A 14,871-nucleotide genomic window follows, 5' to 3' on the forward strand; every position below is an offset into this window, starting at 1 on the left:
GCACACCAACCGGTGTGCGGGCCCGGCCCCTTTTCCCCGTCTGGAGTCCCCAGGTGACAGAGAAGACGATGCGCCGAGAACGCCGTACCCCCAAGGAACTCAACCTCAACAGCACCAAGAAGACCAAAACCCCGGGCGCCAGCAGCACGTTGCCGCCGCTGGACTGGGCCCGCGCCCACGGGCCCATCACCGGCGCCCTGTCCGCGACCACGGGCGCGGCGGCGGCCGCGCTGCTGGGCACCGCTACCGGCATGCCCGAGGGCTGGCCGCTGCTGATCGGCGCCGCCGGAGCCGTGGGGCACGGCATCGGCCACAGCGTCCGCCGCAAACTCACCCTCCGCACCGCCGTCGCCCGCGCCGCATCCTGGCTGGTGGCCGGAGGCTGGATCACCTGGGCCATGACCCACGGACCGCTGTCATGGGCGGCAGCCGGAACGCTAACCGCCCTCGGGGTCGGCATCGGGGCAGCCGCCTCCCACACCGCCGCCTGGGAAGAAGCCGCCGAGGAAGAGCGGTTCACCGCCGAAGCGCGGGCTGCTGCCGCTGAGATGGACGGCCGCCGCCGCACGATCGCCACCGAGTGGCAGGACCGCACCAAGCGAGTCTGTGGCGTGGACGTCAAGGTCGTGGCGGTGGAGTTCTGGGAGACCGGCGCCGGATACTCCGTCGAGGCCGAGCTGCCCGGCGGCGGGGCGACTTGGGACCGCATCAGCTCCCGCTCCCGCGCCCTGGCCGCCGACGCCCGCCTGCCGCTGGGCTGCACCGTCCACGTCGAGGAAGGCGCCGCACAAGGGCTGGTCGTCTTCGACGTGATGACGAAGAACATCATGCGGGAGGAGAAGCTCTACCCCGACGACTACAGCCCTCTGTCGATCCTCACCGGCATTCCCTGGTGCCTGCGCCCGAACGGGGAGGAGATCCGGGTCTTCCTGCGGGAGGCGTGCGCGCTGCTGCTCGGCCCGCCCGGGTCGGGCAAGTCGACGTTCATGGACGTCATCCTCGCCGGATTCGCCCGCTGCACCGACGTCCTGACCTGGGTCATCGACCTCAAGCAGGGCGCCATCGGCATCCCCTGGGTGACACCGTGGCTGGAGGCTCAGGGGCTCATCGAGCCGGACGACCCGGGCAACCCGGCCCCGGCCGGTACCCGGCCGGGGGTGGACTGGCTCGCGGCCACGCCCAAGGAAGCGATCCGGATGCTCAAGGCCGCACTGCGCATCAACAAAGCGCGCCAACTGCGGTACCAGAAGCTGATGCGGCAGCAGGACACCACCCTGCTGCCCATCTCGCCCGACCTTCCGCAGATCGAGATCGTCATCGATGAGGGTGCCGAGGCTCTGGCGCACGCCAACAACCGGCGCGAGCCGGAAAAGCGGGAGCTGGCCGAACTCATCAAGGAAGTCATGCGCACCACCCGCGCGATGGGCATCCGGAAGGTCCTCACCGCTGTGGACGGCAACCTCAACACGATCGGAGACACTGTGGTCAAGCGGTTCTCCCCGCTGTCCCTCGCGCTGACCTCCGGCGAGAACTCCGGCCACAACGTGGGCAAGCTCTTCCCCAAGGTCCGCATCGACAGCAACCAGCTCAATGAGAAGGGCGCCGGCATCATCGGCGACAGCGGCGCCAACGGCTTCGCCCCCACCGAGTTCAAAGGCTGGAAATCTCTCCCGTCCATGGTGCGCCGCGTGGTGCTCGCCACCAACGACCGCCGCCCCACCCTGGATCAGGTCTCGGTGGAAGCGGCCGGGGCGGACTACCGCGAGCGGTGGAGCCCGGCGCGGGCAGGCTGGCTCGCCACAGCGGCCGAGGCCGTCAGGACCGGCGAGACCGACGACGGCCAGGCGCCCGGCGCGGCCGGAACAGCGACCGCTGTCCTGGACAAGCCCGAACCCCCGGCGGCCGGTGACGACAGCGGGCGTCGGCACAGGTCGCTGAACCTGTCCTACCAGCGCCAGGGACAGGGGGAAGACCCGGATGAACTCGCTGCCCGGTTCCTCGCCCAGATCGATCAGACCTACGGCACCACCGAGGAACCCGACCGCACCCGCCCCTCCGACCGCACGGACCGGGAACGGCCGCGGGGCCTCAACCTCTCCTACAGCCGCACCGAACCCCCCGAGACCAGCGACACCACCGATGGTGACAAGTCCGAGCGCGTACCGCCGCTGCTTCAGCGCGCGTATGACGCGGTGACGGCCGCGGGTGGGCGGATGCACACCGCCGACCTCGCCGAGCAACTCGGCCTCGGCTCCACCGAACTGGGCACCGAGCTGGGCCGCATCCTGCGCGCGGTCGGCGTCGAACGGCCCGGCAAAGGCACCGTCCGCGTCGGCAAGAGCGAACCGCGCACCGGCTACCTCGCCGAAACCCTCGCCGAAGCCATCCACCGCTACCGCAACGCACGGTAACCGGCACCCCTCCCACACGCAGACTCCCACACCCCCCACAACGACCCCCACAGACCCTGTGGGGGTCCCACACCCTGTGGGGGCCTGTGACCTGCATGTGGGGGCTGTGGGAGTCCCACACGGCCACCCACAAATCCGCCCCTCAGACGGATTCAGGCGGTCTCAATTCGCTTCCTCGAATCCCGTGGGACCCCCACACCCGCACAGCCTCACTCGTCACGTTCAGTAAGGAGCTGCCGTGATCGTCTCCCTGTCCACCGTGCTCATGCTCGGAGCCCTCCTGGCCCTCATGCTCCGCAACCGCCACCTCGGCCCCGGCGGCGCCACCATCGCGGCCCTCTTCGGCTTCTGCCTCGCCTCCACCGGCGCCGCCCCCACGATCAACGACGCCTTGCAGTCCCTCGCGGACTCCCTCAGCCGCATCGGCTGACACGCCCCGACCACCCGCGCATCAACCGGCCCCGGAGGTAGCTATGCAACCGCCTGACCCGCACCACACCATCCCCGGGCACATCGCCCCGCACATACCCGCCGACGTCTACCAGCGCGCACAGGCCACCGGACAGCCGGTCGTCATCGTCGTCAACGACACCACCCCGACCGGCTTCCCATGGCAGCGCGTCCTGATCCCGTTCGCCATTGCCGGAGCCGTCGTCGCCGGGGGCTGGGGACTGGCCGCCGCCCTGTGCTGGCTGATGGACGTCGCCGCCCACACCGCAACGGCCATCGCCGGGGCCGTCGCCGGACCCATCGGAGTCGGCGGCATCACCCTCAAGCTCTTCCAGACCAAGAACAAGTGAGAGGAGTGCCATGTGACTGGCAAACGCCACACTCGGGCCGTCTACCGCCAGGTCTACGTCTCCGTCGACGTCGACCGACCCATCGTCATTCAGGGATGCGACGAACGGGACCCTGAGCGCTTCGTGGCCGTGCACATGACCCGTCAAGAGATGGTCGCCGCCCGCGACAGTCTCACCGAGCTCATCGACAACCCACCCGACTGGCTCACCAGTTAAATCCGCCCGGGGCGACCGCCCCATCTCGCCAAAGACACGCGGTCGCCCCGGCCCAACCAGCCCATCAACAGACCTGTTGGAGGTATCCAGCATGACCCATGAAGCACGTTCCGCGCTGCTCCGCGCGGCCTTGGACGCTGCCGAGCGCGGCTGGGCGGTCTTCCCGCTCCGCCCCGGCACCAAGCGCCCGGTCCTGCACGGTGAGGCGGCCTGCGCCCGCACTGGTGAGTGCGCCGCCGGTCACCGCAAGTGGGAACAGCGCGCCACCACCGACCCCGGCCGCATCCGCGCCGCATGGTCGCGCGCCCCATTCAACGTCGGCATCGCCACCGGTCCCTCTGGGCTGGTCGTGGTCGACCTCGACGTGCCCAAGGACAAGAGCAGTTCGGACGCGCCTTGCGGCGCGACGACCTTTGCGGCGCTCTGCGAGCGCGCCGGACAGCCCGTGCCCACCACCTACCGCACCCGGACCGCGAGCGGTGGAACGCACCTGTACTTCACCACCCCGCCCGACGTTCGGCTGACCAACACTGCGGGCACCGTCGCGCCCCTGGTCGACACCCGCGCGTGGGGCGGGTATGTAGTCGCCGCAGGCAGCGTCATCCCCGGCGGACCGTATGAGGCCACAGACGGCTCTGTGACGGCTCCGCTGCCCGCGTGGCTGCTGCGGCTGCTCCAACCGGCTCCCGCCCGTCCTGTCGGGCCGCTCAAGCTCCCGGTGGTCAACGGGAGCCGTGCAGCACGCGCCGCGCTGGAGCAGGAGTGCGCGGTCGTCGCCGCAGCGCCGGACAAGCAGCGCAACATCACCCTGAACCGGTGCGCCTTCAAGGTGGGGCGCTTCGTCGCGTGGGGCGACATCCCCCGGCATGTGGTGGAGGACGCCTTCCAAGGGGAGGGAGAGGGGCGCGGACTCACCGCTGCCGAGTGCCGCGCCACGATCCGCAGCGCTCTGGACAGCTCTATCCGCAAAGCCCGGGCCCGGGATGCGGCATGAGCCCCCGATCCCATCCCCCCTTGGAAGGCCAGCCCGACAGCCCGACGGGCCCGCGCACCGCCGAACCGGCCCCGGCCACATCCGGCAATAGTGCGCCGAAAGTCGTCGGCCGTAAGGCCGTCCCTTCTGCTCTTCGCTCTGACGAGCAGAAGGGAGATGGCCGGTACCCGGTCGCGTGGCTCCACATCACCGCGCCGCCGGACTGGCGAGCGACGCCCACCGCCACCTCGAAATGCGCGTGCGGCCGCGACCGCAGCGCGGTCGGCCGACGCCGGGTGCTCGCCCTGATCGCCGACCACGAAGCCCACAAGACCGCTTGCCCGCTCCGCACTCCCCAGGAAGGGAGGACTGCCGCATGACCCCCACCACGCCCGCGCCGTCCATCGACGGGGCCGCCCTGCTCGATGAGGTCGAGCGGCACCACCGGCGCTTCAACGTCTTCCCCAGCGAGCACGCGTACGTGGCCGTCACGCTGTGGGACGCCCACGCGCACCTCATCAGCGCCTTCGACACCACCGCCAGGATCGCGTTCCTGTCCCCTGAGCCCGGGTCGGGGAAGTCCCGGGCTCTGGAGATCGTGGAGACGCTGGTGCCCAACCGGCTCGTGGCCGCGCACGCCACGGCCAACGCCATGTACCGAGCCGTCGGCGACACCGACAACCTGCCCACGGTCCTCTTCGATGAGGTAGACACCATCTTCGGCCCCAAGGCCGGAGACAACGAGTCCCTGCGGGGCTTCATCAACGCAGGACACCGCCGGGGCGTCGGCGTCCTGCGCTGCGTCGGCGAAGGGTCCAACCAGGAAGCGCACGAGTTCCAGACCTTCTGCGCCGTGGCCATGGCCGGACTCGGCTCGCTCCCGGACACAATCCTGACCCGCTCGGTCATCATCCGCATGCGCAAGCGCGCCCCCAACGAAAAGATCCAGTCCTACCGGCAGCGCATCCACGAGAAGCAGGGCCACGCCCTGCGGGACCGGCTCGCCAAGTGGGCCGACCAGGTGCGCGACCAGGTGGAGAACGCTTGGCCGGAGCTGCCCGAGGGCATCAGCGACCGGCCCGCGGACGTATGGGAGCCCCTGCTCGCCGTCGCCGACGCAGCAGGCAGCAACTGGCCCGAACGGGCCCGCGCCGCATGCCTCGAACTGGTCGCCGCGGCCAAGGAAGGCGACAAGGCGTCCGTAGGCGTGCAACTGCTCACCGACCTGCGGGACAAGGTGTTCTGCGGCGCGGACCGCATGCCCACCGCCGCGATCCTGGAATGCCTCCACGCGATCGAGGACGCCCCGTGGGGCGACATGGACGGCAACGGCAAGGAACTCACCCCCCGCGTGCTGTCCAAGATGCTTGGCGAGTACGTCACCGCGGCCAACAAGCCCATCCGGCCCCGCTCCATCCGCACCGCCGGTGGCGTGCCCAAGGGCTACTACGCCGAAGACCTCGCCGACGCCTGGCTTCGCTACTGCCCCCCGCCCCCGGAAAACTCCGCTACAGCCGCTACAGCCGCTACACCCCAGGTCAACGGTGGTGCAGATGCAGCGGAAGAGCTGCCAGGCATCCGCTACATCCCCGCTGGAACCGCTACGACGCCCACCGCTGCCCGCAGCGCATAGCGGCAGCAATCCGCTACATCCCGCGCATCCGCTACACAAAACAGGCCCCTGACCTGCTGCGTAGCGGATGTAGCGGATGTAGCGGATCCCCAGGAAGGGGGCGGGTGACTCTGCCCCCGACGTTGCAGAGGAGAGAACACCGGTGACCACCGCTACCCGGCCCGTCGCACCCCTCCTGTACACCCCTGAGGAAGCCGCCGTGGCGCTCCGTATGGGGCGCTCCACGGTCTACGAGCTGATGGCCGACGGGACGTTGAAGTACGTCAAGCGCGGTGGGTCACGCCGTATTCGCGTGGCCGACCTCGAAACCTTTGTGGCGAGCCTCGCCACCGCCAACTGAACACTGCTCAAACCGAGGTGGGCCGGTGAATCCGGCCCACCTCTCGTTTTGGAGGACTACGTGAGCCCCCGCAAGCTGAACATGGAATCGTCCATCTACGAGGGGAGCGACGGCTGGTGGCACGGCCGCGTCACCATGGGCGTCAAGAACGACGGGAGCCCGGACCGCCGCCACCGCCGCGCCAGGACCGAGGCGGCCGTACGCCGGAAGGTCAAGGAGCTGGAGAAGCTGCGGGACGAGGGGCGCGCGCCCGTCGCCGGGCGGAAGCCGACCGTCGCGGAGTGGATGACGACCTACCTGACCACGATCGCGAGCCTGAAGCTCAAGCCCCGCTCCCTGGACGACTACTGGTCGAAGACCCGCAACGACATCATCCCGGGACTCGGACAGCACCGTCTGGACAAGCTGGCTCCGGAGCACCTGGAGACGCTGTACGCGGCCATGCTCGAAGAGGGGCACGCACCCTCCCACGTGCTCAAGGTGCACCGCATCCTGTCGCGTGCGCTGAAGATCGCGCACCGGCGCCGGATCATCGTGGAGAACGTCGCGACGCTCGTGGACCCGCCGAGCGTCGATGAGACAGAGGCGAACCCGTTCACGACCGAAGAGGCCAAGGGGTTCCTGGAGGCCGCGGCCAAGCGGCCGAACTTCATGCGGTGGGCGGTCGGTGTCGGGATGGGGTTCCGGCAAGGGGAGACGCTGGGTCTCCGGTGGCGGTACGTCGACCTGGAGAACGAGCTGTTCCACCCCAAATGGCAGCTCCAGCGCCTCACCTGGCGTCACGGCTGTAAGGACCCGCACGCCTGTGGCGCCCGGCTGCACCGCTTCGAGCCGTGCCCGCCGGACTGCACGACGCACAAGACCTACAAGCGCGGTTGCCCCGAGCCATGCACGAAGACGTGCAACGCGCACGCGAGTGCCTGCCCCGAGCGGAAGGGCGGCGGGCTGGTCTTCACCAGGCCCAAGACGAAGAAGAGCCAAAACCCCGTGCCCATCCCGCCGCCGTTCATCCCCTACCTGCTCGCGCACAAGGCGCAGCAGGAGGAGATGCGGGCCGTCGCGGGCGACGAATGGGAGGAGCACGACGCCGTGTTCACGCGGCCGGACGGACGGCCGCTCGATCCCCGGGCCGACTGGGAGGAGTTCAAGGAGCTGCTGGAGGAAGCGGGCATCAGTGACCGGCGCCTGTACGACGGGAGCCGCCACACCGCGGGCACGATCCTGAACGAGCTGGGTGTGGACATGCCCACCATCATGGAGATCTTGCGGCACACCCAGATCAGCCAGACCCGGCGGTACGTGAAGGGTCGTTCCACTCTCTCGAAGGACGCCATGCGCCGCATGGGAGATGCCTTCATGCCCCAGCAGAAAGCCGCAACTGAGACCAGAACTGAGACCACCGACAGCCGCGCGACTCGCGCACGGCGTCGCCGACGTATCCGCTGATACGAAGAACCCCAGCTCAGACTCTGTCTGAGCTGGGGTTCCAGTGGAGCCGCCTAAGGGAATCGAACCCTTGACCTACGCATTACGAGTGCGTCGCTCTGGCCGACTGAGCTAAGGCGGCATGCTGCGGAGCCAGATTGGCAGCAGCAGCGTCGCCAAGTCTACACAGTTTCGAGGGGTGCTCCGTACGGGGCCGGGTGGGGCCCAGGCGGGCCGGGGCTGGTCAGCGGCAGCGGGTGTGGGGGGCGGGTGGGCGGCCGGTGAGGAGGTAGGTGTTGATCGCGTTGTCGATGCAGCTGCTGCCGCGGCCGTAGGCCGTATGGCCGTCACCGTCGTAGGTCAGGAGGGTGGCGGAGGAGAGCTGGGCGGCCAGGGCGCGGGCCCAGGGGTAGGGAGTGGCGGGGTCGCGGGTGGTGCCGACGACGACGATGGGGGCGGCGCCCTTGGCGTGCAGGGCGTGGGGAGTGCCGGTCGGGCGGACGGGCCAGTAGGCGCAGTTCAGGGCCGCCCAGGCGAGGGCACCGCCGAAGACGGGGGATGCCTTCTCGAAGGCGGGGAGGGACTTCTTGACCTCGGCGGGAGTGCGGAAGGCAGGGGGGAGGTCGAGGCAGTTGACGGCGGGGTTGGCGTACATGAGGTTGGCGTACGAGCCGTCGGTGTCGCGCTCGTAGTAGAGGTCGGCCAGGTTGAGCAGACCGCCGCCGTGGCCGCGCATCGCGGAGCGGAGGGCGGTGCGCAGCTGGGGCCAGGCGGTCTCGTCGTACATGGCGGAGATCACGCCCATGGTGGCGAGGGGCTCGCCCAGGGCGCGGGACTCGCCGGTGGGGACCGGGTGGGAGTCGAGGCGGGTGAAGAAGGCGCTGAGCCGGTCGCGGGCGGCGGCCACGGAGCCGGTGCCGAGGGGGCAGCCGGTGCGGCGTACGCAGTCCTCGGCGAAGGCGGTGAAGGCGGTTTCGAAACCGGCGGTCTGGTCGCGGTTGATGCGCCGGGAGGACAGCGTCGGGTCGAGGGCACCGTCGAGGACGAGACGGCCGACCCGGTGGGGGTAGAGGTCGGCGTAGGTCGCGCCGAGGAAGGTGCCGTAGGAGGCGCCGACGTAATGGAGCTTCCGGTCGCCCAGCGCGGCGCGCAGCACATCCATGTCGCGGGCCGCCTCCACCGTCGAGACATGGCGGAGGATCCGGCCGGAGCGGGCCGCGCAGCCGTGGGCGAACTTCTTGTAGGCGGCGACGAGACGATCGGTCTCCCCGCGGCCGTCGGGCGTCTGGTCGGTCTGGGTGAAGGTGTCCATCTGCTTGTTGCTCAGACAGGTGACCGGCTCGCTGTCGGCCACGCCCCGCGGGTCCATCGCCACCATGTCGTAGCGGGCGCGCACCCGGGTCGGGTAGCCCACGGCCGCGAAGCTCTGCAGATAGCCGACCGCGGAGCCGCCGGGGCCGCCGGGGTTCACCAGAAGCGAACCGAGGGAGCGGCCGGGGCCGGTCGCCTTCTTACGGGAGACGGCGAGCCTCAGATCCTGGCCGGTGCCGGGTCTCGCGTAGTCGAGCGGGGCCTTGAGCATGGCGCATTCGAAGTCCGCGCCGCCGCAGGGGCGCCAGCTCAGCGACTGCTCGTAGTACGGCCTCAGGGCGGCGGGGACGGCCTTCTTCGACATCGACGCGGCGGGCGGCGCGGAGGCGTCCGCGGAGCACCCGGAGGACAGCAGGGCGGCGGAGGCGAGGGCGGCGCCGAGGGTCCGGAGCGGGCGGCTGCTGTGCGGGCTGTTCATGGGCTGATCCCTCGGTTCGCGCGGTCGAGTCGCGGGATCGCACCGGTCGGATCATCCGGATCACGTCGAGCAAGGTGATCCGGGTGGCCAGGGTCGTCAGGGTGATCACCCTGATCGCTCGGATCCTGGAGATCGGGTCCTGGACATCAAACCCTGGAGATACGGCCGGTTTGCCCCCTTACGGAGGGTATCCGCCCGGACACGCTTCATGCGCCCGGGAGCGAACCCATACGGGTGACTCAGCCCGCCCGCAGCGCCATGGTCATCGCCTCGACCGCCAGCAGCGGCGCCACATTGCTGTCCAGCGCCTGACGGCATGCCGTGATCGCCTCGATCCGGCGCAGCGTCCGCTCGGGCTTCGAGCCCGAGGCGATCCGCTCCAGCGCGTCCCGTACATCGGTGTTGGCGAGCGCCACCTGGGAGCCGAGCTGGAGGGCCAGCACATCGCGGTAGAAGGCGATCAGATCGGTGAGCGCGAGGTCGAGGGTGTCACGCTGGGTGCGGGTGGCACGGCGCTTCTGGCGGTCCTGGAGATCCTTCATGGCCCCGGCCGTGCCGCGCGGCAGCCGCCCGCCCGTACCGGCGGCGGCGCCCAGGGCGGCGCGCAGCTCCTCGGTCTCCTTGACGTCGACCTCCTCCGCCACCTGCTTGGCGTCCTCGGCCGCCGCGTCGATCAGCTCCTGGGCCGCCTTGAGGCAGCCGCCCACGTCGTCGACGCGCAGTGGGAGCTTCAGGACGGCGGCGCGGCGGGCACGGGCCCGCTCGTCGGTGGCCAGTCGGCGGGCGCGGTCGATATGGCCCTGGGTGGCGCGGGCGGCGGAGGCGGCGAGCTCGGGGTCGATGCCGTCGCGCCGGACGAGGATGTCCGCGACGGCGTCCACCGGAGGCGTGCGGAGGGTGAGGAGGCGGCAGCGGGAGCGGATCGTGGGCAGCACGTCCTCCAGCGAGGGCGTGCACAGCAGCCATACGGTGCGCGGCGCGGGCTCCTCGACGGCCTTGAGGAGAACATTGCCCGCACCCTCGGTAAGGCGGTCGGCGTCCTCCATGACGATCACCTGCCACCGGCCACCGGCGGGCGACAGCTGGGCACGGCGGACGAGTTCCCGGGTCTCCTTGACGCCGATGGTGAGCATGTCCGTACGGACCACCTCCACATCGGCATGGGTGCCGACGAGGGCGGTGTGACAACCGTCGCAGAAGCCGCAGCCGGGGGCGCCGCCGAGCGCCCGGTCCGGGCTGACGCACTGCAGCGCGGCGGCGAAGGCGCGGGCCGCGGTGGCCCGGCCGGAGCCGGGCGGGCCGGTGAACAGCCAGGCGTGGGTCATCTTGGACGACGCCATGGGCTCCTCGGCGGGGGTCGCCTCGCCCGCCGCCGCGACCAGGGCGTCCGCGTCCCGCGCGGCAGCCGTCAGCTGGGCCGCTACTCGGTCCTGCCCGACCAGGTCGTCCCACACCGCCATGGCTGCCTCCGCCGTTCGTGCTTACGGCATCCCATTGTGGGCCACCCCACCGACAGCCGGGCACGCCGTCGACGACGGCGGCCGGCTGGGCGGACCGTCAGCGGGCCCCGTCGCCCCGTCGGCGGAGCCTCCGTCAGCGGGCCTCGTCGACGCCTGCCGTCAGCGGCTGCCCGCTACCGCCCTGCCGCCGGCGTCGCAACGTGTCACCCTGCCGTCGGCGGGCTTGTCCGTGACGTCCTCGCCGAGATACGCCTCGGCGTCGCGCTCGAGCTTCCACAGCACCCGCGCGAAGATCTCCTGCGCGGTGCAGCGCTTGCCGTCGACATCGCCGGTGACGGGGTCCCGCCACCAGTCCTCGCCCACGCGGCCGTCGGCGGGCTGCCGTCAGCAGAACCGGTCAAGCGCTCCCACGTCGCCGACCTGCCGTCAGCGACCACCCCGCCGCCGGCGCCCTGCCGTCACCGGTCTGCCGTCAGCGGCGTCGGCCGTCCTCGTCGTCGCGCGGGCCGAGCAGCTCGTCGGCCAGCGACGGGAGGTCGTCCAACGGAGTCTCCTCCGCCCACTCGGGACGGCGGCGGCGCGGACGCGGCGACTCCGCACCGCCCTGCGCCTGGCCCTGGTCATACCCCTGGCCCTGGCCGTGGCCGTACTGCGGCATCTCGCGCGTGCGCTCGTTCCCCTCGCCCTGGCCCCGCTCCTGCTCCTGCCGGAACAGCCACGGCGGGACCCGGTCCGCCGGGTCGGCGGACCGCTCGTCCCGTACGGGCGGCAGCACGGCCGTCTCTTCGGCCGTGTTCGTGGGCGGCTCGGCGGGCGGCTGGGGCAGGACGGCCGTCTCCTCGGCGTCCGGGCCGCCCCGGTGCTCCGGGCCGTCCTGGGGCCGTACGGGCGGCAGCACGGCGGTGTCGCCGGCGTCCGGGCGGTTCTGGGGAGGCACGGGCGGCAGCACCGTGGTCTCGTCAGCGTCCGGCCCAGCGGCGGGACGGTCGGGGGTGGGGTAGCCAGTGGCGGGACGGCCGGAGCCGCCCTCGCCGACGTACTCGGCCCACGGGTCGAACCGCGGCGTCTGGACCGTCTTCGTCGAGTCCGGGTCGCCGGAGGCGGGGCCCGCCGCGTCCCGGGCACCGCCCGTGTCCTGGGAGCCGTCCGCGCCCCGGGGCCCGTCCGCGTCGTGGGGCGGCGGGGCCGGGGTCTCGGTCTCCACGGTCGGCGCCTCGGCTCCGGAGGAGGCCGCCGCATCCGCCGCGTCCGCCGCCAGCCGCGCCTGCTCCGCCCGCAGCAGCGCCTCCTCGGCCTTGCGCTGCTCCTCCTGGCGGCGGGCCTCGGCCTCGGCCCGCCGCAGTGCCTCCGCCTCCGCCTCCAGGCGGCGCCGCTCTTCGTCGGCGGCGCGGGCGCGGTCCTCGGCCTCGATGCGCCTACGGTCCTCCTCGGCCCTGCGGCGCGCGTCCTCGGCCCGCTGACGGGCCGCCTCCGCCTGCCGCTCGGCCTCGCGCTGGCGGGCCTCCTCCAGCTCGCGGCGCTTGCGCTCCTCCTCCTCGGCGCGTGCCTTGGCGAGCGCCTCCTGGCGCTCGCGCTCCAGCCGCTCCTCCTCGGCCTTGCGTGCGGCCTCTTCCTCGGCGCGGCGGCGGGCCTCCTCCTCGGCGGCCTTACGGGCCTCCTCCTGGGCCTTCACCTCCGCGTCGGACAGCGGCAGCATCTGGTCCAGGCGGTGGCGCACCACCGAGGTGACCGCCTCCGGCAGCTGCCCGGCGTCGACGACGAGGTAGCGGGCCGGGTCGGCGGCGGCGAGGGCCAGGAATCCGGCCCGTACCCGCTGGTGGAACTCGGCGGGCTCGGACTCGAGCCGGTCCGGGGCCTCGGTGAAGCGCTCACGGGCGGTCTCCGGCGAGACGTCCAGCAGCACCGTCAGATGCGGCACCAGGCCGTTTGTCGCCCAACGCGAGATACGGGCGATCTCGGTCGCGGCGAGGTCGCGCCCAGCGCCCTGGTAGGCCACGGACGAGTCGATGTAGCGGTCGGAGATGACGACCGCGCCGCGCTCCAGCGCCGGGCGGACCACGGTGTCGACGTGCTCGGCGCGGTCCGCCGCGTACAACAGCGCCTCGGCGCGGTGCGAGATCCCGGCGGACGAGACGTCGAGCAGGATCGAGCGGAGCCGCTTGCCGATCGCGGTCGCGCCCGGCTCACGGGTCACCACGACCTCGTGGCCCTTGGCCCTTATCCACTCGGCCAGCGCCTCCACCTGCGTGGACTTGCCCGAGCCGTCGCCGCCCTCGATGGCGATGAAGAAACCGGTGGCGGTCGGGGCCTCGTCCGCGCCCCTGCCGCCGAGCAGCGCCTCGCGCAGATCGCGCCGCAGCGGCACTCCCTGCCGGTCGTCGGTCCGGCCGAGGACCAGCGCGGCGACGGGCAGCAGCAGCGCGCCCACCAGCATCAGGGTGAAGGCCGCGCCGCCGTGGGCGAAGACGAAATCGCCGCTGCCGAGCCGGTGCGGTCCGATGACGGCGGCGAGCAGCGGCGCGACGACCGCGCCGAATCCGACGCTGACACGGACGACGGCCTGCAGATGCGCGGTCATCCGGGGCCGGCGGGTCTCCTCGGACTCCTGGTCCAGGAGGGCGTGGCCGGTGTGGGCGGCGATCCCGGCCAGCACGCCCGCGACCAGGGCGATCAGCACGACGGTGGTCGTGTCGTGCACCAGGCCCACCGTGAGCAGCGCGAGCCCGGTCAGCGCGACCGACAGCGCCAGCAGCCTGCGCCGCGACAGACCCGGGAGGAACTTCGGGGCCCAGCGGATGCCCAGGGCCGGACCACCGGCCAGCACGAGGGCGAGCAGCGCGAAGGCGACCGGCCCGCCACCGAGGTCCATGGCCTGCAACGGGGCGACGCCCACCGCCGCGGCGATCGCGCCTGCCACCCCGGCGCAGGCGAGCACCAGCAGCGGAACGGCACCGGTGCGGCCCTTGTCGGCGCCGGTACCGGAGGTGGCACGGGGCCGGCGCAGCCCCTCCAGGGGGGAGCGGGTGCGGCTGGTCTGCGCGCCGGGCAGTTCGAGGAAGATAAGGATCGAGATCGACGCGGCGAAGAGTCCGGCGCCGACGTACGAGCCGAGGGCGGCCTGGTGGGTGTGGAACCACTCCACGCCGGTGCCCAGCAGCCTGCCGATGAGGGTGACGACGAGCAGCCCGGCGGCGGCGATCGGCAGCGTCAGGAAGTTCGTACGGAGCGAGAGCCGGCGCAGCGCGTCCAGGTGGTCGGGCAGCGGGCGCACGGCCGCGCCCTCGGCGGGCGGTGCCGGGAGCAGCGAGGGCGCCGCGCCGTCCTTGGCGACGGTCCAGAAGCGTTCCGCGACGCCGACGACGAAGGTCGTGATGAGCAGCCAGGCGACGGCGTCGGCCGGGGCCCAGTCGATCCACAGCGGCGCGATGAGGAGCAACACCAGCCGCAGACCGTCCGCACCGACCATGGTCCAGCGGCGGTCCAGCGGACCGGAGGGGCCGATCAGCGCGGCGAGCGGCCCGAGCAGCACCGCGCCGAACAGCACGGTCGCCAGGAGCCGTATGCCCAGCACCACCGCGACCGCGAAGGCCGCGCCGCGATACCCGCCGCCGAAGGAGTCGGCGGCCACGGACGCCTGCAGCGTCAGCAGCACCAGCACCAGCACGGCGAGCGCGTCCCCCGCGCCGCCGACGAGTTGGGCGCTCCAGAGCCGTCGCAGCGGCTGATAGCGCAGCAGGGCTCGTACGGCCCGCTCGCGGGAGTCCGCGGCAAGGGCACCGGAAGTGGCGGTCACGTCCGTTGGCTGCTCTCGCGTCATCCCGCCA

At 72.0% G+C, this 14,871-nt stretch carries 12 protein-coding genes and 1 tRNA gene; 8 read left to right on the top strand and 5 right to left on the bottom strand.

Going from position 1 to position 14,871, the window contains the following annotated elements; genetic code table 11:
* The first annotated feature begins 53 nt into the window (after positions 1 to 53).
* The 8 genes from ACFYOY_RS03965 (at position 54) to ACFYOY_RS04000 (ending at position 7,819) form a co-directional block, all read left to right on the top strand.
* Positions 54 to 2,411, top strand: coding sequence for a hypothetical protein (locus tag ACFYOY_RS03965; RefSeq protein WP_388584660.1), 2,358 nt, complete (start codon positions 54 to 56; stop codon positions 2,409 to 2,411).
* 238 nt (positions 2,412 to 2,649) lie between these two features.
* The gene (locus tag ACFYOY_RS03970) at positions 2,650 to 2,841 is read left to right on the top strand and encodes a hypothetical protein (RefSeq protein WP_351882036.1); all 192 of its coding nucleotides are present in this window, start codon (positions 2,650 to 2,652) and stop codon (positions 2,839 to 2,841) included.
* Between the two features lie 43 nt (positions 2,842 to 2,884).
* Positions 2,885 to 3,211, top strand: coding sequence for a hypothetical protein (locus ACFYOY_RS03975; RefSeq protein WP_351882038.1), 327 nt, complete (start codon positions 2,885 to 2,887; stop codon positions 3,209 to 3,211).
* 12 nt (positions 3,212 to 3,223) lie between these two features.
* Positions 3,224 to 3,427: a hypothetical protein gene (locus tag ACFYOY_RS03980; protein WP_351882040.1), complete on the top strand. Its 204-nt coding sequence runs from the start codon at positions 3,224 to 3,226 to the stop codon at positions 3,425 to 3,427.
* Positions 3,428 to 3,518: 91 nt separating this feature from the next.
* Positions 3,519 to 4,421, top strand: a complete 903-nt coding sequence (locus ACFYOY_RS03985; RefSeq protein ID WP_351882042.1) for a bifunctional DNA primase/polymerase — start codon at positions 3,519 to 3,521, stop codon at positions 4,419 to 4,421.
* Between the two features lie 355 nt (positions 4,422 to 4,776).
* A complete protein-coding gene (locus ACFYOY_RS03990) occupies positions 4,777 to 6,033 on the top strand; it encodes a DUF3631 domain-containing protein (RefSeq protein ID WP_351882044.1) in 1,257 nt (418 codons plus the stop codon).
* A 142-nt stretch (positions 6,034 to 6,175) separates the two neighbouring features.
* Complete coding sequence (locus ACFYOY_RS03995; protein ID WP_351882046.1) at positions 6,176 to 6,373, top strand: helix-turn-helix domain-containing protein; 198 nt, start codon at positions 6,176 to 6,178, stop codon at positions 6,371 to 6,373.
* A 60-nt stretch (positions 6,374 to 6,433) separates the two neighbouring features.
* Complete coding sequence (locus ACFYOY_RS04000; RefSeq protein WP_351882048.1) at positions 6,434 to 7,819, top strand: tyrosine-type recombinase/integrase; 1,386 nt, start codon at positions 6,434 to 6,436, stop codon at positions 7,817 to 7,819.
* Between the two features lie 44 nt (positions 7,820 to 7,863).
* On the opposite strand, the gene ACFYOY_RS04005 is transcribed toward ACFYOY_RS04000, so the two are convergent.
* From ACFYOY_RS04005 to tmk, 5 genes are all read right to left on the bottom strand, one after another.
* Positions 7,864 to 7,940 (bottom strand) — tRNA-Thr (locus ACFYOY_RS04005).
* A gap of 102 nt (positions 7,941 to 8,042) precedes the next feature.
* Positions 8,043 to 9,587 carry an alpha/beta hydrolase gene (locus tag ACFYOY_RS04010; protein WP_388584667.1) on the bottom strand — a complete coding sequence of 515 codons (1,545 nt, stop codon included), beginning with the start codon at positions 9,585 to 9,587 and terminating at the stop codon, positions 8,043 to 8,045.
* Positions 9,588 to 9,826: 239 nt separating this feature from the next.
* On the bottom strand, positions 9,827 to 11,047 hold the full coding sequence (locus tag ACFYOY_RS04015) for a DNA polymerase III subunit delta' (RefSeq protein WP_351882052.1): 1,221 nt from the start codon (positions 11,045 to 11,047) through the stop codon (positions 9,827 to 9,829).
* A 159-nt stretch (positions 11,048 to 11,206) separates the two neighbouring features.
* Complete coding sequence (locus tag ACFYOY_RS04020; protein WP_388585313.1) at positions 11,207 to 11,410, bottom strand: hypothetical protein; 204 nt, start codon at positions 11,408 to 11,410, stop codon at positions 11,207 to 11,209.
* 109 nt (positions 11,411 to 11,519) lie between these two features.
* Positions 11,520 to 14,864: a dTMP kinase gene (gene tmk / locus ACFYOY_RS04025; RefSeq protein ID WP_388584670.1), complete on the bottom strand. Its 3,345-nt coding sequence runs from the start codon at positions 14,862 to 14,864 to the stop codon at positions 11,520 to 11,522.
* Between the last annotated feature and the right edge of the window lie 7 nt (positions 14,865 to 14,871).

Source organism: Streptomyces sp. NPDC007875, from assembly GCF_042868035.1.
Lineage (GTDB): Bacteria > Actinomycetota > Actinomycetes > Streptomycetales > Streptomycetaceae > Streptomyces > Streptomyces antimycoticus.

Excerpts from the sequence above, each read along its gene's own strand:
- ACFYOY_RS03975 (WP_351882038.1), top strand. The coding sequence starts at position 2,885 with ATGCAACCGCCTGACCCGCACCACACCATCCCCGGGCACATCGCCCCG.
- ACFYOY_RS03985 (WP_351882042.1), top strand. The coding sequence starts at position 3,519 with ATGACCCATGAAGCACGTTCCGCGCTGCTCCGCGCGGCCTTGGACGCT.
- ACFYOY_RS03990 (WP_351882044.1), top strand. The coding sequence starts at position 4,777 with ATGACCCCCACCACGCCCGCGCCGTCCATCGACGGGGCCGCCCTGCTC.
- ACFYOY_RS04010 (WP_388584667.1), bottom strand. The coding sequence starts at position 9,587 with ATGAACAGCCCGCACAGCAGCCGCCCGCTCCGGACCCTCGGCGCCGCC.
- ACFYOY_RS04015 (WP_351882052.1), bottom strand. The coding sequence starts at position 11,047 with ATGGCGGTGTGGGACGACCTGGTCGGGCAGGACCGAGTAGCGGCCCAG.
- tmk (WP_388584670.1), bottom strand. The coding sequence starts at position 14,864 with ATGACGCGAGAGCAGCCAACGGACGTGACCGCCACTTCCGGTGCCCTT.